This is a genomic window from Paenibacillus sp. GM1FR, from assembly GCF_002803315.1.
Taxonomy (GTDB): domain Bacteria; phylum Bacillota; class Bacilli; order Paenibacillales; family Paenibacillaceae; genus Paenibacillus; species Paenibacillus amylolyticus.
On the sequence record NZ_MKZL01000004.1, the window covers coordinates 64,023 to 85,763 of the forward strand.

Annotated in this window: 19 protein-coding genes; 18 read left to right on the forward strand and 1 reads right to left on the reverse strand. The window is 46.8% G+C overall.

The annotated features are described in order from the left end of the window. Positions 1 to 8: 8 nt before the first annotated feature. The 18 genes from PAEAM_RS02815 (at position 9) to PAEAM_RS02900 (ending at position 19,786) form a co-directional block, all read left to right on the forward strand. Positions 9 to 878, forward strand: coding sequence for a carbohydrate ABC transporter permease (locus PAEAM_RS02815; RefSeq protein WP_036606256.1), 870 nt, complete (start codon positions 9 to 11; stop codon positions 876 to 878). Positions 879 to 938: 60 nt separating this feature from the next. Further along, the gene (locus tag PAEAM_RS02820) at positions 939 to 2,594 is read left to right on the forward strand and encodes an extracellular solute-binding protein (protein ID WP_100526561.1); all 1,656 of its coding nucleotides are present in this window, start codon (positions 939 to 941) and stop codon (positions 2,592 to 2,594) included. Between the two features lie 343 nt (positions 2,595 to 2,937). Then, positions 2,938 to 3,384, forward strand: coding sequence for a tellurite resistance TerB family protein (locus PAEAM_RS02825; protein ID WP_036606259.1), 447 nt, complete (start codon positions 2,938 to 2,940; stop codon positions 3,382 to 3,384). A 35-nt stretch (positions 3,385 to 3,419) separates the two neighbouring features. Continuing rightward, a complete protein-coding gene (locus tag PAEAM_RS02830) occupies positions 3,420 to 4,013 on the forward strand; it encodes a TerD family protein (protein ID WP_036672556.1) in 594 nt (197 codons plus the stop codon). Positions 4,014 to 4,103: 90 nt separating this feature from the next. Further along, positions 4,104 to 4,679 (forward strand): TerD family protein, encoded by a 576-nt coding sequence (locus PAEAM_RS02835; RefSeq protein WP_036606264.1) that lies wholly within the window; start codon positions 4,104 to 4,106, stop codon positions 4,677 to 4,679. Between the two features lie 92 nt (positions 4,680 to 4,771). After that, on the forward strand, positions 4,772 to 5,353 hold the full coding sequence (locus PAEAM_RS02840) for a TerD family protein (RefSeq protein ID WP_036606267.1): 582 nt from the start codon (positions 4,772 to 4,774) through the stop codon (positions 5,351 to 5,353). A 30-nt stretch (positions 5,354 to 5,383) separates the two neighbouring features. Then, the gene (locus PAEAM_RS02845) at positions 5,384 to 6,640 is read left to right on the forward strand and encodes a TerD family protein (RefSeq protein WP_076253392.1); all 1,257 of its coding nucleotides are present in this window, start codon (positions 5,384 to 5,386) and stop codon (positions 6,638 to 6,640) included. 208 nt (positions 6,641 to 6,848) lie between these two features. Then, a complete protein-coding gene (locus PAEAM_RS02850) occupies positions 6,849 to 8,051 on the forward strand; it encodes an HpcH/HpaI aldolase/citrate lyase family protein (RefSeq protein ID WP_243391248.1) in 1,203 nt (400 codons plus the stop codon). Further along, positions 7,981 to 9,414, forward strand: coding sequence for a phosphoribosyltransferase family protein (locus tag PAEAM_RS02855; protein WP_100526562.1), 1,434 nt, complete (start codon positions 7,981 to 7,983; stop codon positions 9,412 to 9,414). The genes PAEAM_RS02850 and PAEAM_RS02855 overlap by 71 nt, the downstream gene beginning before the upstream one ends. Continuing rightward, positions 9,411 to 10,562 carry a cysteine protease StiP family protein gene (locus tag PAEAM_RS02860; RefSeq protein WP_100526563.1) on the forward strand — a complete coding sequence of 384 codons (1,152 nt, stop codon included), beginning with the start codon at positions 9,411 to 9,413 and terminating at the stop codon, positions 10,560 to 10,562. The genes PAEAM_RS02855 and PAEAM_RS02860 overlap by 4 nt, the downstream gene beginning before the upstream one ends. Continuing rightward, complete coding sequence (locus tag PAEAM_RS02865; protein WP_100526603.1) at positions 10,562 to 11,410, forward strand: HAD family hydrolase; 849 nt, start codon at positions 10,562 to 10,564, stop codon at positions 11,408 to 11,410. Before PAEAM_RS02860 ends, PAEAM_RS02865 begins: the two co-directional genes overlap by 1 nt. Beyond that, positions 11,411 to 12,460 (forward strand): ATP-grasp domain-containing protein, encoded by a 1,050-nt coding sequence (locus PAEAM_RS02870; RefSeq protein WP_100526564.1) that lies wholly within the window; start codon positions 11,411 to 11,413, stop codon positions 12,458 to 12,460. Positions 12,461 to 12,607: 147 nt separating this feature from the next. Next, positions 12,608 to 13,360, forward strand: a complete 753-nt coding sequence (locus PAEAM_RS02875; protein ID WP_100526565.1) for a hypothetical protein — start codon at positions 12,608 to 12,610, stop codon at positions 13,358 to 13,360. 11 nt (positions 13,361 to 13,371) lie between these two features. After that, positions 13,372 to 14,475, forward strand: a complete 1,104-nt coding sequence (locus tag PAEAM_RS02880; RefSeq protein ID WP_036606281.1) for a toxic anion resistance protein — start codon at positions 13,372 to 13,374, stop codon at positions 14,473 to 14,475. Between the two features lie 138 nt (positions 14,476 to 14,613). Continuing rightward, on the forward strand, positions 14,614 to 15,180 hold the full coding sequence (locus tag PAEAM_RS02885) for a hypothetical protein (protein ID WP_100526566.1): 567 nt from the start codon (positions 14,614 to 14,616) through the stop codon (positions 15,178 to 15,180). A 368-nt stretch (positions 15,181 to 15,548) separates the two neighbouring features. Beyond that, complete coding sequence (locus PAEAM_RS02890) at positions 15,549 to 17,357, forward strand: ABC transporter ATP-binding protein (RefSeq protein WP_100526567.1); 1,809 nt, start codon at positions 15,549 to 15,551, stop codon at positions 17,355 to 17,357. Next, a complete protein-coding gene (locus PAEAM_RS02895) occupies positions 17,338 to 19,176 on the forward strand; it encodes an ABC transporter ATP-binding protein (RefSeq protein ID WP_100526568.1) in 1,839 nt (612 codons plus the stop codon). Before PAEAM_RS02890 ends, PAEAM_RS02895 begins: the two co-directional genes overlap by 20 nt. A 274-nt stretch (positions 19,177 to 19,450) precedes the next feature. Further along, positions 19,451 to 19,786: a hypothetical protein gene (locus tag PAEAM_RS02900; protein WP_100526569.1), complete on the forward strand. Its 336-nt coding sequence runs from the start codon at positions 19,451 to 19,453 to the stop codon at positions 19,784 to 19,786. 97 nt (positions 19,787 to 19,883) lie between these two features. On the opposite strand, the gene PAEAM_RS02905 is transcribed toward PAEAM_RS02900, so the two are convergent. Beyond that, positions 19,884 to 21,488 carry a bifunctional metallophosphatase/5'-nucleotidase gene (locus PAEAM_RS02905; protein ID WP_100526570.1) on the reverse strand — a complete coding sequence of 535 codons (1,605 nt, stop codon included), beginning with the start codon at positions 21,486 to 21,488 and terminating at the stop codon, positions 19,884 to 19,886. Between the last annotated feature and the right edge of the window lie 253 nt (positions 21,489 to 21,741).

Consider the following 21,741-nt stretch of genomic DNA (forward strand, 5'->3'; position numbering starts at 1 on the left):
AGAACAGCATGAGAAAAACCAAAGGAGAAAAAGTCTTTTATCTAATCAATTATGTATTGTTGTCATTGGTTGCCGTCAGCTGTATCCTGCCCTTACTCAACATTGTTGCTTTGTCATTTAGTGATGCGAGAGCGGTAGTTTCAGGTCAAGTGGGGTTATGGCCCGTCGATTTCACCTGGTTCTCCTATCACAGCCTAATTACGGGAACGCCGATTCTGAATGCATTCTGGAACAGTGTGGAGATCACATTGATCGGTACAGGGCTCAGTATGGCGGTGACGATTATGGCGGCATATCCGCTGTCACGTAGACATTTTTATCACCGGCGCTTCTTTACGATGGCGATGGTGTTCACGATGATTTTTAACGGTGGACTCATCCCGACTTATTTGGTCGTGCAAAATCTCGGTCTTGTGAACAGTTACGGCGCGCTTTGGCTACCGGGTCTGGTGAGCACGTACAACATGCTGATTATGCGATCTTATTTTGAAAATCTGCCGGGGGAAGTGGACGAGGCTGCGCGCATCGATGGTTGTGGTGAACTGGGGCTTTTGTTCCGAATCGTGTTGCCATTATCCAAACCTTTGCTGGCGACTATTGCTCTCTTTTACGGCGTGGGTTACTGGAATTCGTTCATGAGTGTGATGATTTATATCAATGATACGTCCAAATACAACATGACCGTGCTTGTCCAAAATATGATTATGTCCAATCTGAATGTACAGGATTTTACCGATCCAACGATGATATCGAATCTGACCCCGGAAGGCATCCGGGCAGCAGCTGTCATTGTGATGGTCATACCCATTTTGGCAGTGTATCCGTTCTTGCAGAAGTACTTCGTTAAAGGGGTCATGCTTGGATCAATTAAAGGTTAAAGCAGGCTGTGGGTTAACCCGCATGGGTTCATATTACAGGAGAGAAAGAGGGTCTTATCTATGGCGTTAACGATGAAGGCATGGATGAAGTCGGGTCTCGTTCTGGGCTTGATCGGTGGTTTGCTGGCGGGATGTACAGGAGGTAACGGTAGCGAACAGGCGGAAGGCGAAGGCAACAGGGGGAACATTACGTCAACGATCTATGATCGGGGCGCGGTCCCAAGCGGCATGGGTACGATCGAAGATAATATGTGGTCCAAGTGGATTAACGAGAATGGCCCGGCTAATGTAAAATATACAGCAGTTCCCCGCTGGGAATCTCAGTCGAAACTTAACGTATTATTCGCTTCTGGCAGTGCACCGGATATCATTTTTGAATTCGGTACGCCCATCCGTAACACTCTGTTTAATCAAAAACAGCTGATGCCACTGGATGAGTTAATCGAGAACTCGAGTGTGGAATACAAAGCCTTGATGGAGAAATATCCCCAGCTCAAGAAGGCCGGCATCAAAAGCGATGGTAAGCTCTATGAAGTGGGACGTATGAACGAGGTGTTTCCACTAACGAGCTTTTTCATTCGGGAAGACTGGCTGGAAAAGTTGAATCTGGAGGTACCGACCAATGAGGAAGAGATGCTGGCGGTAGCCAAGGCCTTCACGGAGAATGATCCCGATGGAAACGGAGCTAAGGATACATACGGCATCGGTGGATTCCAGTTCGGTGATACAGCGGGTCTGTTCCGCTATATGTACAACGCCAACTGGGTGAATGTGGAGGACGGGGAGATGGTGGTTGGTCCCAACAACATGAAAGAAGCCACGGCATTCAAACGTGCATTATATGAAGCAGGAGTGGTGGATAAGGACTTATTGACCGACAAGGATGGGGCCAAGGCGAAGCAGGATTTCCTGAATGGCAAAATCGGTATGTACGCAGCCATGACTTCGGATTATACCGGGTTTGCAGCGAAGGAACTGGATACACTGATGCAGAATGTTCCTGAAGCCAAATTAAAGGTCATCGCTCTGCCAACCACGTCCGTAGGACAGCACACGATGGTGTGGAATAACCCGGTTCAGATGACTGCAGCTGTGAATGCACGAGCCAAAAATCCGGAAGCAGTTATGCAATATATCGATTTTCTGACCAAAATAGAGTCAGGTCGAACTTTCAAAAATGGATTTGAAAACACGCATTATACGCTGAACGATCAAGGCTGTCCGCGCATCTCGGATCAGGAGAAATACAAGCAGGAGATCAGCTGGGCAGGCGATTACGCCATGTTGTACAGCCGTCTGGAGGAAGGCAAATGCGGGTACACAGAAATGCTATTCAGCGAAGAGATCCCGTCGCAGAAGGAAGGACTTCGACTATTCAAGGAAGCGCGTGAGGTATACATGACGGATCTTCCGGTAGGAGAGGGTGTTACCCATTCAGAACATATGCCGCAGCTACCCAAGGAGCTTCAGGTGAAGTTGACCAATGTGACAACAGCGATCAACGATATCTTTACCCGTTCCATCATTGGCGGAAGCAAATATACAGTCGAACAGGCTGCAACGGAAGCACAGCAGAAGTGGGAGCAAGGCGGGGGCCCGGAGATTGAAGCATGGTACAAAGACTGGTGGGGCAAGGAAAAGGATAATGTACTAGTCTGGGACGACTTCTATGAAATCTATGAACAACAACAGGCTGATTTTGAAAAATCGGAATAAATTCATGGATTCAAATCATTCATAAGATTTATAATTTTGGTGTTGGTAGAAATAAGTGCTCTGATCCCCTGATCAGAGCCTTTTTGTGTTTGGGCTTCAAATAGGGGGATTTTTACCTGAAAAATGAAGTGAATAGAAAGTTCTCGCATCTTGCTTGAAACTATATCCAGAACGATGCGTATCATAAGGTATTAATTGTTTTTTAATGTAGAATATTGCCGTATTTCAGAGTATAGTTAAGGAATAATTTAACTTATATTCAACATGATGTAGACATGAAAGTTACTGAAAAATCTTGAAAAGAATGTACGGAACATCAGGTTGAAACTATTGGAGGTTGAGTATGAGTTCATTTAAAAGCTGGTTAAATTCAACAAAACAAGGACTTGAAGAGCAAGTCAAAAAGTTTAAAAATAAAGATTTTATGGATGCCGTGGTTGCAGGTTGTGCACTGGTTGCTTTTGCAGATGGTTCCATTGACGAAGCGGAAAAGAACAAGATGGCCGGTTATATCAACCTGAGTCAGGAATTGAAAGTATTTGATATGGCTGAAGTGATTACACGCTTTAATCATTATGTCGCGAACTTTGAGTTCTCTCCAGAGATCGGGAAGCAGGAAGCGCTGAAAGCCATTGGGAAATTCAAAGCCAAGCCGGATGTAGGACGCGTTATTGTGGGTGTATGCAGTGCGATTGGTTCAGCTGACGGCAACTTTGATGATCAGGAGAAAAGAGTCGTTGCCGAGATATGCATCGTACTTGGACTGAACCCGAGTGAATTCAATCTCTAAGTAGCTATTTTACATATGAAGGGAGGTGAAAATCAGTGGCAAGCATTAATTTGGTCAAAGGACAAAAGATTGATTTAACCAAAGGCAATGCAGGACTTACTGAGGTGATTGCTGGTCTCGGTTGGGACCCGGTAACTGCCAAAGGTTTCTTTGGAAGAAAAAAACAAGCGGATATCGATTGTGATGCATCGGCGATCATGTTGAATGAGGAAGGCAAGTTGGTCAAGGACTCCAACCTGGTTTGCTTCCACAACAAGCAAAGTGCATGTCGTTCGGTTATCCATTCAGGTGACAATCTAACAGGACAGGGAGACGGTGACGACGAACAGATCAAAATGGATCTGTCCCGTATTCCTGCTGATGTTCATAAAGTATTAATCGTTGTTAATATCTACGATTGTGTCAATCGCAAGCAAGATTTTGGCATGATTGAGAAGGCTTATATTCGTATTCTGGATGGTAAAAATTCCAGTGAGCTCGTGAAGTTCAATCTATCCGAAAACTACACAGGTTCAACGGCGTTGATCTGTGGTGAATTGTATCGTCATGGAGGCGAATGGAAATTCTCGGCAATTGGAGAGGGTTCCCATGCGGTACATATCAACGAACTCGCTCGCAGGTACTCCTAAGTACAAGATTTAACCTAAATCGACAATAATCCTGATATTCATATGTCACGATAACTACAATACACTTAAATAAGCGAGGATGATCATACGATGGCAATTAATCTCTCTAAAGGTCAAAAAATCGATCTGACTAAAACGAACCCAGGTTTGACAAAAATCACAGTAGGCTTGGGCTGGGATACCAATAAGTATGATGGGGGAAAAGACTTTGACCTGGATGTATCGGTATTCTGTGCCAATGCAAACGGTAAAGTAGAAGGCGAGAAAAACTTCATCTTCTTCAACAATCCACAAAATGAAAATGGTTCTGTTGTTCACACCGGTGACAACCGTACAGGAGATGGCGATGGTGATGATGAGCAGATCAATATCGACCTGCCTAACGTACCCGCAAATGTAGAGAAAATTGCATTCTCCATTACAATCTACGAAGCTACAGAACGTAGCCAGAACTTCGGACAAGTCTCCCGTGCTTATGTGCGAATCGTTAACGAAGCAAACAGCGAAGAACTGATTCGTTTCGACCTGGGAGAAGACTTCTCCATCGAAACAGGTGTAGTTGTTGGTGAATTGTATCGTCATAGCGGTGAGTGGAAGTTCAGTGCCATCGGTAGTGGTTACCAGGATGGATTGGTTGGATTGACACGCGACTACGGTTTGCAATAGGACGTACAGTACGACTTACAGGATGGGAAGAACCGTCTCCTGGACGGTTCTCCTTTTCATTTAATCACATATTTGGAAAGGTGGAAAAACAAATGACGATCAGTCTTGCCAAAGGACAACGTATTGACCTGACTAAGACGAATCCGGGCCTTACCCGTGTGGTGGTTGGTTTGGGTTGGGATACAAACAAATATAGTGGTGGAGTCGACTTTGACCTGGACGCTTCGGCTTTTTTGTTGTACGAAGATGGAAAAGCCAAAGGTACGGATGACTTTGTTTTTTACAACAATCCAAGCGGCGGTGCGGGTTCAGTAACACATACTGGTGATAACCGTACGGGTGAGGGTGACGGCGATGATGAGCAAGTTGTTGTTGATTTCAGTAAAATCCCTGCGCACATTCACCGGATCGGTATTACCGTAACCATCTATGATGGAGATGGACGAGGGCAGAATTTTGGACAAGTCTCCAATGCTTTTGTTCGTGTTGTAGATGCTGCAAGTGATCGGGAAGTGCTTCGTTTCGACCTCGGAGAAGACTACTCTACCGAAACAGCTGTGGTATTCTGTGAGTTTTACCGTGCAGGTGCGGACTGGAAATTCCAGGCGGTAGGCAGCGGCTTCACTGGTGGACTATCTGCTTTATGCAAAAATTACGGGCTGGATGCACAATAACATAACTTGGCATAGAAAGGTGATTCTGCTATGGCGATTTCTGTCGTGAAAGGCCAGAAGAGTGATCTGACCAAAACCAATCCGGGCTTGTCCCGTCTAACGGTAGGCATTGGTTGGGAGGCAGCCTCGGGTGTAGAGCTGGACACATCAGCATTCCTTCTGGGTTCAGACAATAAAGTGGCTGGAGATGAGGATTTTATCTTTTATAATCAGCCCTCTACCTCGTTCATCACGTACATGGATGGTGGACAGGTTGGTGGCGAGAAGAAACAATTCGCCATTGATCTTGGCAAAATCCCTGCCCGAATTGAGAAAATCGCCTTCAGCCTGACGATTCATGACGGTGAAGCACGACGCCATCATTTTGGACAGGTTCAACATGGTTTTCTACGGTTTGCCAATGCAGCTACAGGTCAGGAAGTAATGAGATATGATCTGGGAAGCGGTTTTACAGTGGAGACCGCGATTGTCATCGGTGAATTGTATCGTCATAACGGAGAATGGAAGTTCAATGCGATAGGATCGGGTTTTGCAGGCGGATTGAATGCACTCTGCGCTAACTTTGGTGTGGATGTGGATGGTGGATCGGACCCTGCACCAACGACTTCAACCGTTCCTCCGACAGCTGTACCGACTCCACCACCCCCGGCGCCCGCACCAGAACCGACGCCTGCTCCTGTGAATTCGATCAATTTCAGCAAAATTGAATTGAAGAAGAAGGGCGACACCATTAACCTCAAGAAAAATGCGGGGGGACTTGGTGAAATCCTGATTAACCTGAACTGGAATCAACAGGGTAGCAAAGGGTTGTTTGGTCGTAGCAAGAGTGTGGATCTGGACTTGGGTTGCCTGTTCGAGATGAAGGATGGTACACGAGATGTGATTCAGGCATTGGGACAAACGTTTGGTTCACTGAATCGTTTCCCTTATATTGCACTGGATGGGGATGACCGGACGGGATCGGTTAAGACGGGAGAGAATCTGCGGATTAATGGTGCCCGTATCTCGGAAATTGAGCGCATCTTGGTATTCACCTATATTTATGGTGGTGTGGCCAACTGGTCTCAAGTAGACGGTGTGGTAACCATTCAGCAGAAGGATGGCCCGGATATCATTGTCCGAATGAATGAATACGGGAGCCCGCTTGGCATGTGTGGCATCGCGATGTTACGCAATGTGAACAATGAGACATTCAGTATTGAACGAATCGTGCAGTTCTATAATGGCCATCAGGCGTTGGACGAGGCTCATGATTGGGGAATGCAGTGGGTTGCGGGAAGAAAGTAATCATTTGAATTTAATCAATATATAAACGCTGTATCGGTCAGCGCCATTGCAAGGATACTGTTGACCAACGTTATCCTCGATAATAGACCATCAATCCCTCCAGACTAGGAGGGATTGGTTTTTATGCCCCGACAGCTGGAATCAACTATTGCAGATTGGCTATTGCCAAAGGTGCGAGGAGGAGACAACCCTGAAATATTTTAACTTTTTGAGTCTGGAAGAAGAAGATACTTTATTTTTCTCTTCACCCGTCTCGTTCAATCACCGGACTTCCAAAGATCTACTGGCATATGCTGTTGGGGCTGCTTTATATATGCCCGCGACGCGCACACATATCGCGGACGACATTATGAATGGTAAACATGAAGGTCTGACGACCATTATTATTGATCTGGAGGACGCTGTGGGTGACGACCAAGTAGAGTTTGCCGAGCAGTGTCTGGTACAGCATCTAACTCAACTGATGACTTATATGGAGACAGGCATGTTGAGTCAGGATCAAATGCCTCTTCTGTTTGCTCGTGTACGTTCACCACAACAGTTGGAACGTCTTATTGATACGTTGGGAGAATTGGTGTCCATGCTGACAGGCGTGGCATTGCCCAAGTTTTGTGTGGGCAATGGAAGAGCCTATTTCGACCAGATCCGCAGTTATAATCAACGGAAACCGGAACATTATCCTGTTCTCTATGGAATGCCTATATTGGAAACGGCTTCAATTATATATCGGGAGACACGTTGGGAGACCTTACTGGGCCTTCGAAACATCCTTGATGAAAATGTTGAATATGTGCTCAATGTACGCATTGGTGCGACCGATTTCTCCAGCCTGTTTGGACTACGCCGAAGCCCGGAATTGACCATATACGATATCGCCACGATCCGTGACTGCATCTCGGATATTATCAATCTGTTTGGACGAATGGACAAGCCGTATGTGATCTCAGGTCCTGTCTGGGAATATTTCAGTCAGCGGGAGCGTGTGTTCAAACCTCAATTACGACAGACTCCATTCGAAGAAACCCTGGGCAAGTCAGGGCTGCATCTGAGAATGAAATATATTACGAACACAATGGATGGATTGATGCGTGAAGTCATGATGGACAAGGAAAATGGAATTGTAGGCAAAACGATCATTCATCCTTCTCATATTAAGCCCGTACAAGCGATGTACGTTGTTACACATGAGGAATATTCCGATGCCCAAGACATCATCGCCCGTAATGACGGTAGTCTGGGTGTGTTCAAAAGTAATTACTATAACAAAATGAATGAGATTAAACCACACTTGAGCTGGGCGAATCGAATTCTAATCCGATCACAAATATATGGGGTGTTACATGAACAGCAGCATTTTGTCGGGCTCTTGCCCAAGCACGAACAACAACATAACTACGTTCCCAATTCTTGATCAATTCAGTCTCAACGTTCAGGTTACACATAACCCGTTGCAACTTCCACTAGAATCTCTATTTTCCATGGCTGCACGCATCAATAAGAAACGTTCATTTCTGTTTGTAAGCAAACTGCTGGGCAAGCACATCCCGGTTAACCCGTATACCTCGCTTCTGAGTGGCGCGGCATTGGCTGTTCTGTTATATGAGCACCTGACTGAAAAGACGGAAGAGACGAAAGTTCAGATCACCGAGTGGAAACGGGAAATGGTCGAGGGGCTGATTGATCCCCAACAAGCCCTGCAAGTGTACAACATGTTGTTGCAAGAAAGCTTGAGTTTGCCGGAAACGATTCGTTTTGTTGGTTTTGCCGAGACAGCGACAGCGCTGGGTCACAGCATGTACGAGATGTTTGCTGATCAAGCCTCCTATATTCACACCACTCGCGAATATGTTCCAGCGATGCATCCAGATATTCAATTTGAAGAAGAACATTCCCATGCGATGGCTCATCGTTGTTACGCGTTGGATCATGAAGCCTTTGCAGGAGAGGGTCCGATTGTTCTGGTGGACGACGAGATTACGACGGGCAAAACGACGTTGAATATCATTCGGGATATTCAGGCCAGATATCCTAGGAAGCAATATGTGATTGCTTCGCTGTTAGACTGGCGTACGGAAGCGGACGAGAATCGATTTGCCGAGCTGGAAGCTGAACTTGGAATTACTATTACACCGTTAAGCCTGTTGAAGGGCCGTATTGAAGTAGTGGGTACTCCAAAGTTGGAAGCAACACAGCAAGATGAGCAGCTATCCCGTCCTGCCGTAACGCTTCAAACCTCTACCGTTGCAGATGCCTTCCATCAGCTTCATGCCACTTCGGAGGATGGTGAAGGTAAACGTAGCACAGCGAGCTATGTTCAGCATACGGGGAGGTTTGGTATGCAATCCCGACATAATGGGGTATTACGTGAGGAGATTAGCCGGATTGCAGAACGACTTCGGTCGCAGCGTACGGGAGAACGGACATTGGTGATGGGAACAGGGGAGTTCATGTACATTCCGATGCGTATTGCTGCCGAGATGGGAGAAGGCGTGTTGTATCAATCCACTACCCGCAGTCCAATCCATACACATCCGGCTCCAGAATATGCTGTTCGTAGTGGTGCCGGATATGCCTCACCGGAAGACGCATCCGTTCGTAACTTTATCTATAACATCGCCCCGGGACAGTATGACGAGATTTTTGTTCTGCTGGAGAGACAGATGTCCGAAGAACGAATGGAACCGATGGTGAAGGTACTGGAGCAGTTGGGATGCGGACGCATTCATATCGTATATTGCGGCTTGCCAGAGAAGACAGGGGACAACGAGCAATGAACTTAACTACACTGGAGCTAATCAGACAACGTGAGATTCCGTCTCCCGAACCGATGGGCAGTTATGCTGCATCGGACGTTGTTTTCCTACTGAAGGATATCAGCCATGTGGATCTGGAAAAGGGAACGGGTGAACGGGAGCAGGCGATCCAATCCGGGGTTCATTATTCGGAGATGTTGCCCGTGGAATATCAGCCTACAGCAGAATACATCGAGCTGTTCCATCAGACGCTGGAACAATCCGCTGCAAGAATCGCACGTCATACCGCCATCGTGGCTGAGAAGATTGTAGAGCGCAGGGGACTGAATCTGGTGCTGGTATCTCTGGCTCGAGCCGGAACACCTGTGGGCATCCTGATCAAACGTTATATTGAATTGAAATACAAAGTGACGATTCCGCATTATAGTATTTCTATTATCCGTGGCAAGGGTATGGACGAGAACGCAATTTTATATATTTTACAGCAGCATGGTCTGGAAACAGCTATTCAGTTTGTAGACGGTTGGACAGGCAAAGGGGCTATTCGCAAAGTGCTGAAAGAATCCTGTGACCAAATGGAACGGACTTATGGCATAAGTCTCGATGATGATCTTGCCGTGTTGGCCGATCCGGGGCAATGCTCAGGCACCTTTGGGACAAGGGAAGATTATCTTATTCCTAGTGCTTGTCTGAATTCCACGGTATCGGGACTGGTGAGCCGTACAGTACTTCGCGATGATCTGATTGGACCGGCAGATTTTCACGGGGCCAAATGGTATCGTGAATGGTCCTCTGCGGATGTGTCGATCCAGTATGTGGATACCATCGCTCAGCATTTTCCGCAGATGATGGAACAAGTGGAGATTCGCTCGGACGACAATGCTACCAGTACTTCGGAAATCACCTGGAAAGGCTGGCAGGATATCGAGTCCATCCAGCAATCCTTTGGTATTGCGAACATCAATCTAATCAAACCTGGAATCGGAGAAACAACCCGAGTGTTATTGCGACGGATCCCCTGGAAAATTCTTGTCGATCGACTTGATAATCCGGATTTGCAACATATCATGATGCTCGCCAGAGACAGAAATGTGCCGGTTGAGGTATATCCGGGACTAACCTATTCCTGTTGCGGCATTATTCAATCCCTGGGAGGTGGAGGAGAATGATGATCTACGCAAGTGATCTGGACCAGACGCTGGTGTACTCCCGTCGTGCGCTCCGTATTCCCGAAGATACACCGGGACTTGTTCCCGCAGAGTGGATTAACGGCAAGTTGTCCGCTTTTATGTCAGCATATGCACTGGAGCGGTTGCAGTCTTTGCCACAAGACATTGTATTCATGCCTGTGACTACACGTACAGTTGAGCAGTATCGGCGCATTCACATTTTTCAGAGCGAATGTATTCCGAAGTATGCGGTAACGAGTAATGGTGGCAACATTATTGTTGACGGTCAGGTAGACGATGAATGGAACCTGCATATTCGTTCTTTGCTTCGTCAGCAGGCAGCTACTCCCGAAGAGATCCTGAATTTATTTGACGATGTGCTGAGCCCGGAGTGGGTAATTAATCAGCGATTGTGTGATGAGCTGTTCTTTGCATTGCTAATCGAACGTGACAAGCTTCCTATGGAGCGCATTGCGGACAAGATTCGGGTGTTAGAGACGCTGGGATGGGAGAGTTCGATTCAGGGGCGGAAGCTCTATCTGGTGCCTTCGGCCGTGAACAAACGAGCTGCAGTGGAGCATATTAGGCAACGTATTGGCGATGTGCCTGTGATTGCTTCGGGTGATTCCTTGCTGGATCGTTGTTTGCTGGATTTTGCGCAGCATGCCATTGCTCCGTCCCACGGAGAATTACATGTGGAGAGACAGCGTGGACCTGAGCTGGTGCCGTATCAATTTACGGAACAATTCGGTGCTTTTGCAGCAGATGAGATTCTCGATTACGTTCACCGTATTCATAACGATCAACAGACCCAGATAGACCATGCCGAGATAAGGGAGACCGTATAAATGAAAAAAATGAAGATTTACTTCAACCGTTGGTTCTCTGTAACGTACCATTATATGAATGCGATTCGGGACAATGAGGACGGTATGGAATTTGAGATCTACGGTACTCATCCTGATCCGGGACATATGGCATTACAGGGCTGTGATGTTGCAGAAGTTGAACCGCGTCTAACGGGCCGGGAGTATGTTGATTTTTGCCTCGACTTTTGCCGTCGTCATCAGATTGATGTGTTTATTCCACGCTGGAACATGCTGGACATCAGCAGACATATCTCCCTGTTCGAAGAGATAGGTACAAGAGTTATCGTATGCTCGGACACGGAATTGCTGGAACAATTGATGGAGAAAGACCGTTTCTATGAATCAGTGCGTGAGAAAGGCATTATGGAGATTCCGGATTATTTCACGGTTAGTAATGCTGCACAATTCCAGCAAGCCTATGAGGCGCTACGTGCACGTGGACACGATGTATGCTTCAAACCATGTAATGGTGAGGGTGGTATGGGATTCCGAGTGATTAATAATGAACGTGATCCGTTGCAGGAGTTGTTCGGATACGCGCTTAACTCCATTTCGTATGAAGATGCCCTGCGTGCGTTCTCTTCTGCTCCGTCCTTTCAAAATGTCATGGTGATGGAGGTACTGGAAGGATATGAATACAGCATTGATTGTCTTTCGGATCGCAATGGGAAACTTATAACGGCTATCCCGCGTAGAAAAGAAAGAGGACGTTTGCGCTTGCTTGAAGAAAACGAGGAATTGCTGGCGATTGCCCGCAATGTGGCAGAGGTATATCAGATTCCTTATAATTTTAATATACAGATGAAATATCGCAAGGATACACCGAAGCTACTGGAGATTAATCCGCGTATGTCGGGTGGGTTGCACATGTCTTGTCTGTCGGGCGTGAACTTCCCGTATCTGGCGGTCAAGTCTGCACTTGGCCATGATATTGGACCACTTCATCCGAAGTTTGGCATACTGGGAAGTCATATCGAACAGCCATTTATAATCGACGTTCAGAAGGTAAGCGGAGTACACCACGTCTAGCTGAGAATTTCCCTCAACATTGACACCTTCTGGATGGTTTTTTTACAATACGGATGAGAGGTTATTCAAAAAGTCCATCTTCTCGGTACTGAAAATCAGACTTTTTGAATATGCACTGTATGTGTTGTTAAGGCAGGAGGACAAGTAATGTTACGGAAAACGAAGATAGGTATAGGCGCATTGGTTGGTTATGGTCTCGCGGCGATCACGAGTCCCTTTCTACCGGATGTCATCACGTGGGCAATTCCGGCACTGGCAACTGTGGTCGGAGGATTGATTCCTTCACGTTCCACGCCACGTACACAGGTCCAGGGTTCGTCATCAGCCCCTGTACCCATTACAGATATCGGAAATGAACCATCCCGCTTGAATGGTGGACAAGCACCGAGCACAGTGCCAACAGGGGCACGAGAAGCTTCTCTGGCAGAGCCCCAACCGAGCTCCACTCCCGCACAGCATGCGGGCACAGAACAAGCGAAGCCTTCCCGGACCGAACCAGATCCTGTATTTGATCCAGTGATTGAATACCTGGAAGTTCTGGAGGATATGATCATCTCCGAAGGTCAGAAGAACGAGCTGGATAATGAGATCGTGGAGAAATCATTGGCGTTGTTTGCCCGTTTGCAGCGTGTGATCCCTTCCCTTCAGGAGTTAAACAACGGGGATATTAACCATACGGTGCGCAGACTGATTTTGAAAGACCTGAACGGTTTTATTAATCCATTTTTACGTTTAAGTGGAGAAGCCAAACGTAATAATCGGCGTATGCTGCTGAATGGTCTTCGAGACGTGGATTCCAAGATATCGGATATTGTATCAACGATTGAACATAAAGACTTAATGGAGCTCCAGAACAAAGCGGAACTAATACATCAACGGTATAACAGCTCTGAATTATAGGAGGGATTGGCATGGCAACGGAATGGGCTCAGTTGAAGCAGGAAGATGAGCAACGGATTAACCAGGAAGCAACACAGCTTATTCAGAAAGTGTCCCAAAGTGATCCGGCTCATCTGGATACCTTAATGGATGATATCGGCAAGTTGGGCGTGAAAACACAAGAGAGAGCAGGGCAGACTCTCAAGTTGCTTGATCGTCCAGTCAATGAACTGATGTCCGGGAATCGGGCAGAGGTATCAAACATGATCCTGAAGCTCCGTGATGAATGTGAGAGTTTGCAGCAGAGTAAAAATGTGAGTTTTGTCGGGAAGTTGTTACGTAAAAGCCCGTTGAAAAACTACGTATACCGTTATCAATCCGTTCGTACGAACATTGATGCTATCATTAACGGGTTGCGGGACGGCAAGGACAACCTGGAAGAAAGCATCGTGAACATGCGTCAATTGAAACGTTCTTCCATTCAGGAGATCTACAATCTGCAGACCAAAATCTCTTTTGGTAATCAATTGAAAGCATTGTTCGAAACCGAGATTGCCAAGCCTGAGAACGAGAATCGTAAAGCACATCTGGAGCGTGGGTTGCGCAAAGTGGTAACACGTACCCAATCCATGACAGAGATGATCATGCTGTACAATCAGGCAATCGCAGCTACCGACATCATTAATGATAACAATGACAAGCTGATTGATTCCGTTAATAATGCCATTGATAAAACAGCGAATCTGATCACCGTTTCGGCCATGATTGCGATGGCTCTTAATGATCAGGAGAAGGTCATTTCTGCTGTGGAAGCTACGAATAAGACGATTGAAGATCAATTCAAGGAGAACGCCAGATTGTTGAAGACAACAACAGAGAAAACAAATGAACTGTTGTCCAAACCTGCGATGTCCCTTGAAGCGGTCAATCAAGCGATGGGTGATCTGATGTCTGCACTGGATCTGTCCGAGCAGTCCAATCGCCGGATCATCGAGAGCTGTAATGACTATACCAACAAGATGACAACACTTAACGCTAAAATGAGCGATCGACTGGGTCTGGAAGGGCCGAAGGCTGCTGCCATTCCGGAGAAAAACAAACCGGATTCCAGTGCATTAGGATCTTTCCTGGATTAGGGTAGGACTCGCTGCATATCGTATCGAGATTGCTACATGGTTTTATTTTCTACGAGGGACGCCGAGTGCGTCTCTTTGTTTCATTTATTTGATAGAATGAAGGTAAAATCTGGGGTTATACGAAGGAGCTTGCTGAACATGCTGGACTTTTCATTCGAGATTATTGATGAGACCAAGATTAATATTCAATACAAATATGGCAGTGAGTTCTTTAACTTTAACCTGTATTATGCAAACGGGGAGTGGACGCTGCATCCTTTTGACGGCATACTGATCCAAAACCGTGAAATGTGCAGTCTGATTGTATCGGAGCTGCTCCGTAACAAAGATTTTCATGTCATGTTGGCTAAAGAGAAAATCATCTTATCCCAATTACGCACCAGTGTTAACCTCCAGTCCAATGAGCCGGATGAATGGGTAGCAGATCGGAGAAACGCAGATTATTCCAGTCCTGATGATGAGTTGATGGATTACATAGGGAACCACAGTTTCGAAGACATATTACAGTTTGAGCAAGAACAGATTGAGGCCAGAGTGCAATTCTTCCAACAGATCATTCAGAGAATGTTTATGGAGGGGCTTGGACCGGAAGATGCTGATTTTATCAAAGTTCAGGCCGTGATTCGGATATATAAGGAGACATACGATCGTCTTGGTGAGTTGAATGATCATAATAGGGGTGATCGTGGACGTAGAAGATGGTAGTGAACATCTCGCTTGGTATGTAAACAGATAACTATATTTCTGCAAAGTTAGGCAGATGAATTGAATTTAAGGCATGCATTTCTTTTCAATCTAAGATATGCCTGGTAGAGCGGGCGAATTTTAAGTTTTAACTAGTGTGAGGAAGGGAGACCTTCCTTTTTTTATTGCCAAAATGATGAGAAGTTTATTGTATTGGGAAAAGTAGGGTAATAAGAATAGAAGCGGCATTGTAAAATACGCTATAATAACCATATGTGTACATAGAAATGATTACATATTGGACGCTGTGGAGAAAACAACATGTCTAATGGAGGCTCTGAGCTGGAACGTGTTATCGGTTTAGGGTGCTCCGAGCCGGAGGAATGCTTATGATCAAGCTGTTGTACTACTTGAAGAAGTACCGAGTTGCCGCGATTGCAGCCCTGGTCATGATGTTAATTGAGCTTGCGGTGGAGCTGGCTCAGCCTTATCTGATCTCCAAGATCATTGATAACGGGATTCAGCAGGGAGACCTTTCTGTCGTCTGGTTGTGGGGCGGTGTGCTGGTTGGCAGTGCTGTTGTGGCTTTTGCTGCCGGAATTGCGAGTTCGTTCTTTGCATCCCATGCAAGTCTGGGGTTCGGATACGATCTGCGGGAGAAGTTGTATGAGAAAGTGCAAACGTTCTCTTATGCCGTCTTTAACCGGTTCGCGACGTCGTCCCTGATTACCCGATTAACGGGGGACGTGACCCAGGTTCAGGACACCGTCTTCATGAGTCTGCGATTCATGACACGTGTGCCCCTGGTGGTGATTGGTAGCATGATTATGGCAGTAATCGTGAACCCGAGGTTGGGTCTGCTGCTGGTTGTCATGGTGCCTGTACTGCTCATTGTTGTAGTGTGGATGATCAAAAAGGCAGCGTTGCTGTTCCGCAATGTGCAGCGCAGACTGGATGCCGTCAATGGAGTCATCCAGGAGAATCTGACAGGCATTCGGCTGATTCGTGTCTTCGTACGGATGAGCCATGAGATCGAACGCTTTGCCGGATTCAGCGGCAAGCTGATGAAAGGCACAATTTCCGCGCTGCGCTTGACGGAGACCACGATGCCGTTCATGTTGCTGATGATGAACGTTTGTATCATCGCCGTGTTATGGTTTGGACGAGTCGACATTGCCTCCGGTAATGCAACCGTGGGTGAAGTGGTCGCCGTCATTAACTACCTGCTTCGCACAATTGGTGCCATGTCTGCGTTGTCATGGATTCTGGTGACGTTCTCCAGAGCAAGCGCTTCGGCGCAACGGCTGAATGAAGTGTTTAATACGGAGGATACATCGGAGACTGAACAGCATAAGGCAGTATCAGCGTCTGTACCATCTGCTGGATCTATGAAATCTTCGCATTTTCCGCAATCTGTATACCCAGCGAAGAAACAGCGCGCTGTTCAGGGAGCGGTTGAATTCCGCAGTGTAGGCTTCAGTTATCCGAATAGTGAAATTACAGTACTGGATAACATCACATTTACGGCAAAAGCGGGGGAGCGTATTGCCATTATGGGAGCAACAGGCTCAGGCAAATCCTCGCTGGTGCAGCTTATTCCGCGGTTATACACAGAGGATCAAGGAAAGGTACGAATTGATGGTGCCGATGCATCAGAGCTGGATCTGTCCATGCTGCGTGGTGCGATTGGTTATGTACCGCAGGAGGTTGTCCTGTTTACCGGTTCCATCCGGGAGAATATTGCCTGGGGTCAGGAAGATGCTACCTTGGATGAGATCGTGGAAGCCGCAAAGCGCGCGCAGATCCATGAAACAATTGAGAATTTACCAAACGGTTATGATACATTGCTGGGTCAACGGGGAGTGAATCTCTCCGGTGGACAGAAACAGCGACTTTCCATTGCACGAGCACTGGTACGTAGACCAAGAATTTTGATTCTGGACGATAGCACAAGTGCGCTGGATGTAGCTACAGAAGGCAGACTGCTCGATGCACTGGAGGAATTGTCGTGTACCACGTTTATCATCACCCAGAAGATCAGTTCAACCACTTCGGCGGACCTTATTCTGCTGCTTGATGATGGACAACTCATTGGACAGGGAAAACATGAAGACCTGATGGAATCGTCAGAGCTGTATCGTCGAATTCATGAATCACAATACGGGGAGGGTGCACAGCATGTTCAAAGCATTCATTGAGCCTTTCCGTCAGCCGCCACCGCCGATTGATCCGGAGACATTACGATCAGGCGGTGGTCGCAAACCCAAGGCACGGGCGAAGAACTGGTCAGGTACGCTAGGTCGTATCTGGACCTATCTGGCACGGCGCAAGGTTAAGCTGTCCATGGTACTGTTGATGGTGTTTGCCAGTTCCGCACTCGCTTTGCTTGGCCCTTACATGGTAGGGGTGGCCGTGGATGATTTCATCGCGGGGGAAGCCGGGGCAAGCTGGACTCGGTTTCTGATTGGATTAACCGCAGTGTATGTCTTGTTCTCTCTTACATCTTGGTTACAAAATATATGGATGATCGAAATTGCACAGGAAACCGTGTTCCGCATGCGGTATGATCTGTTCTCCCATCTGCACAAATTACCGATTCCATTCTTCGGTAAACGCCAGCAGGGGGAGATTATGAGCCGGGTGACCAATGATATCGAGAATGTCAGCGGTACATTGAACAGCTCGGCGATCCAGATTTTTTCGAGTGTATTAACACTGCTCGGAACGTTTGGGGTTATGCTCTGGCTCAGTCCGCTACTGACCCTGCTTACCTTTATCGTTGTGCCTCTGATGGCCATCGGCATGCGTTGGATTACGCGCAGAACGGGACCGCTCTTCAAGGAGCGGCAGCGCAATCTCGGTGAACTTAACGGTTACATCGAAGAGACTTTATCCGGGCAGCGGATCATTAAGGCATTCTCCCAAGAGGAGCGAGTGATTCGCGGTTTTGAGGAACGGAATACCCGCATCCGGATTTCCGGTTTCTGGGCACAGACGATCTCTGGTTTTATCCCGAAACTGATGAATGGATTGAATAACCTGAGCTTTGCGATTGTGGCGGGCATTGGTGGTATTCTCGCGATTCAGGGTTCGGTTACAGTCGGGGTGATTATTATCTTTGTGGAATATGCCCGTCAATTCACTCGTCCGCTGAATGATCTGGCGAACCAGTGGAATACGTTATTGTCCGCGATTGCGGGGGCTGAGCGCGTATTCGAGGTGCTGGACGAAGATGAGGAAGCGAAGGATGAAGGGGCAGCGATATCTCTGGACAAGGTAGAGGGAGCCGTTCGCTTTGACAAAGTATCCTTTGGATACGATGAAGGACGTAACATTTTGCATGACATCAGCTTTGAAGCCAAACCGGGGGAGATGATTGCACTTGTCGGTCCGACCGGAGCGGGGAAAACAACATTAATTCAGCTGTTATCCCGTTTCTATGATCCAACAGGTGGCACATTAACGGTAGATGGTCGCGATATGACCACCATTCGGCGTGAGAATCTGCGGTCACATATGGCATTTGTATTACAGGATTCATTTTTGTTTCAGGGTACGATTCGGGAAAATATTCGGTTTGGCCGTCTGGACGCAACGGATGAAGAGGTGGAAGCAGCCTCTCGGCTGGCGAATGCCCATTCCTTCATTGTGCGTATGAAGGATGGGTACGACAAAGTGCTCCAGGCCGATGGAAGCGGCATTAGTCAGGGGCAGAAGCAATTACTCGCCATTGCCCGGGCAATCTTGGCAGATCCATCCATACTTGTACTGGACGAAGCGACGAGCAGTATTGATACTGTTACGGAGATTAAAATCCAGGAAGGGTTGCAACGCCTGATGCAAGGCCGTACCAGCTTTGTCATTGCCCACAGGCTGAACACGATCCGTCAGGCAGACCGAATTCTGGTGCTGAAGGATGGGCAGCTACTGGAGCAAGGCTCGCATGATGCATTGCTGGAACAAGGCGGTTTCTACAGCGAGCTGTATTACAGTCAGCTGCGTAAAAAGGCGCAATAGTCATTTTGGATAATATGGGACATGTATTAGAGAACTTGTAGGTATGTAAAAAGAGCAGGGATGAGGGCACGATGCTCCTCAATTCTGCTCTTTTTGCATATTCCCTTGAAGGAAAATGGAAAACGGAACTGTGATTGTATGTTAAAATAAGGATATATTGGAATAGGTCCGTTTTTGGACGGTTGCCAGCGGTTTTGAAGCATGAGAATGAATTTTTACACGTATGCCTGTAGTCAGTCATGTGATGCATTAGAAGAGAGGAGGGCAATGCGGAATGGAATTCAAATTTGGGAATGCTGCTATTCTTCTACCCCCTGTTCACATTATTATTATCGCAATCATTATTATTTTCATTCTAGTAAGGTGGAGCAAGCAGTTAGAAACAAGACGTTTTACGGTTTTCTTTTACTTTTTGATTAGTACGTTCATTACGCCAATTTATTCTCAAAGTACAACAAATGGTGTCTTTGAGCTATGGATCCCCGCAGGGTTTATTTTGGTTTTCTTTTATTTGATTCGTAGCGAAAGATATCATCCATCTAAAATGAAAGCGAGTATCTTAGGATTTTCAATAGCGTTATATCAGTTAATCCTTCAATATATCGGATAACGGGACGTGACAGGACGGCATAATTCAACAAGAACAAGTAAGCAATAGGTTGAAAACAAAAGAGCAGATCCTGATCACAGGACCTGCTCTTTCTCATTTAACTTCCGATAACTTTCCAGTTATTAGCCTGCTCCACCGTTAACGGCTGGTGTCTGCGGATGTAATCCTCCACCAGTGCGGCCATGTCCGTGGCACCTTCGTGCAGTACCTTTTTGCCTGGATACATTGCATAATCCCCGCCGCCAGCAGCACGGTAGCTGTTCATCACTACAGAGTACATGCCATTCATGTCCATTGGCTTGCCTTCATGTTCCAACTTCACAACTCGACTGCCAACAGGTTGGGAGATATCCAGCTCGTATTCCATGCCAGCCCACATATCGTAATTATAATGTTGGGGTTTGGGTTCCATATAAGCCGGATTGACTGCCACCTCACCAGAAGCATTCACTTCAAAGTAACGTGCAGTTTGTTCCAGTGCCTCCCGGATATCCTGACCACTCAACTCCAGCACCGTAAGAGTATTAGGATAGATGAAGTTGGATAACACGTCCCGAACGGTGATGTGACTCCCGAAACCGCGAGCTTCTTCACTCAGCATGGCGGTATTGGAGAGCTGCGCTCCAGTCGCTTCCATCTGCACTTGATGTACAAAAGCAATGAATGGATGTGCCTTGAGTCGCAGAGCCGTAGCATTGGTGATGGATAAATCCCCAGCCACCTCGCCAATGGGTTGATCAAGCCATGCTTGTGCCTCAGTTTCCAGCTCTTCCGTCAGTTTCATGACGGTTGCATCAGGTTCAACCTCATGATGTTCATCCAGAAGTAACAACCGAGCCTGCTTATCTGTAATCTGCCACTTGCCGCCCGATGATTGTTCCAACTGAAGGGATACATGCCCCGCACCATTTCCACTGAAGCCCGGCTGAATGACGGTTACACCATGAATATTAGCGGTAAGCTGACGATGCTGATGTCCGGTAAGCAACACATCGATGCCTTCGATGTCTCGGCAGATGGCATAGCCTTGATTTTCCCCAGTTAATCGTTCGGTGGGCTCGCCTGTCTCCAGATCACTCTCAAATCCGCCGTGATAACTGACAACCATTACATCTGGTTGTTCATGCTCATGGATATAGCTAACCCATGCACGAATAGTTTCCAAGGCATCAAGGAACTGTAACCCCTCAATATTTTTCGGGTGCTCCCAGTTCGGTATGTAGTGCGTAGTTGCGCCCAAGAGGGCTACTTTGACACCCGTAGACAAGGTTTTGATTAGATACGGAGGACCGAAGGCAGGTACATCTGGTTGCTCATCTTTTACAATATTGGCAGACAGCCAAGGGAAATTGGAAGCTTCAATTGCTCCGCGCAACAGATTCTGACCATAGTTAAACTCATGATTGCCCATCACCGCAGCATCATAACCGAGTTCATTCAGTACTGTTATGAATGGATGAACTTCGTTTTTGGAAACCTGTGAAGCTGCATAGGAGGCCAAGGGGGATCCTTGCAGCAGATCCCCGTTATCCACCAGCATCAATTCAGGTGAACGTTCACGTTCCTTACGAATCAGGGAAGCCAGCAGGGCAAGCCCAGCCGGGCGGTAGGCATTGGTATTGTAATGAATGGGACGGATCGCCCCGTGCAGATCACTGGTGAACAGAATGTCGAAGCTTGCCGTATGGTTTGTGGATGTCATTTTACAATCTCCTCTAATATATAAGTTCAGATATATGGAATTACTATAAAACGGAGAAGAATGAATAGCTTGAAGAACCGAAGTATGCGCCGTTATCTCCGATGTTCTTCCTATATCTTCAACCATAATGAGCCTATTCTAACAGATACAAGTCGCGCTGACAGCCTGACAGGAAACTTTACAAAACTCCAAATTTCGTTTCACATCGCGCTAATATTTGGCAACTATAGTAGATAAGTACTGAAAAATAGAA

Excerpts from the sequence above, each read along its gene's own strand:
- PAEAM_RS02815 (WP_036606256.1), top strand. The coding sequence starts at position 9 with ATGAGAAAAACCAAAGGAGAAAAAGTCTTTTATCTAATCAATTATGTA.
- PAEAM_RS02820 (WP_100526561.1), top strand. The coding sequence starts at position 939 with ATGGCGTTAACGATGAAGGCATGGATGAAGTCGGGTCTCGTTCTGGGC.
- PAEAM_RS02825 (WP_036606259.1), top strand. The coding sequence starts at position 2,938 with ATGAGTTCATTTAAAAGCTGGTTAAATTCAACAAAACAAGGACTTGAA.
- PAEAM_RS02835 (WP_036606264.1), top strand. The coding sequence starts at position 4,104 with ATGGCAATTAATCTCTCTAAAGGTCAAAAAATCGATCTGACTAAAACG.
- PAEAM_RS02840 (WP_036606267.1), top strand. The coding sequence starts at position 4,772 with ATGACGATCAGTCTTGCCAAAGGACAACGTATTGACCTGACTAAGACG.
- PAEAM_RS02845 (WP_076253392.1), top strand. The coding sequence starts at position 5,384 with ATGGCGATTTCTGTCGTGAAAGGCCAGAAGAGTGATCTGACCAAAACC.
- PAEAM_RS02855 (WP_100526562.1), top strand. The coding sequence starts at position 7,981 with ATGAACAGCAGCATTTTGTCGGGCTCTTGCCCAAGCACGAACAACAAC.
- PAEAM_RS02860 (WP_100526563.1), top strand. The coding sequence starts at position 9,411 with ATGAACTTAACTACACTGGAGCTAATCAGACAACGTGAGATTCCGTCT.
- PAEAM_RS02865 (WP_100526603.1), top strand. The coding sequence starts at position 10,562 with ATGATCTACGCAAGTGATCTGGACCAGACGCTGGTGTACTCCCGTCGT.
- PAEAM_RS02870 (WP_100526564.1), top strand. The coding sequence starts at position 11,411 with ATGAAAAAAATGAAGATTTACTTCAACCGTTGGTTCTCTGTAACGTAC.
- PAEAM_RS02875 (WP_100526565.1), top strand. The coding sequence starts at position 12,608 with ATGTTACGGAAAACGAAGATAGGTATAGGCGCATTGGTTGGTTATGGT.
- PAEAM_RS02880 (WP_036606281.1), top strand. The coding sequence starts at position 13,372 with ATGGCAACGGAATGGGCTCAGTTGAAGCAGGAAGATGAGCAACGGATT.
- PAEAM_RS02885 (WP_100526566.1), top strand. The coding sequence starts at position 14,614 with ATGCTGGACTTTTCATTCGAGATTATTGATGAGACCAAGATTAATATT.
- PAEAM_RS02890 (WP_100526567.1), top strand. The coding sequence starts at position 15,549 with ATGATCAAGCTGTTGTACTACTTGAAGAAGTACCGAGTTGCCGCGATT.
- PAEAM_RS02895 (WP_100526568.1), top strand. The coding sequence starts at position 17,338 with ATGTTCAAAGCATTCATTGAGCCTTTCCGTCAGCCGCCACCGCCGATT.
- PAEAM_RS02900 (WP_100526569.1), top strand. The coding sequence starts at position 19,451 with ATGGAATTCAAATTTGGGAATGCTGCTATTCTTCTACCCCCTGTTCAC.
- PAEAM_RS02905 (WP_100526570.1), bottom strand. The coding sequence starts at position 21,488 with ATGACATCCACAAACCATACGGCAAGCTTCGACATTCTGTTCACCAGT.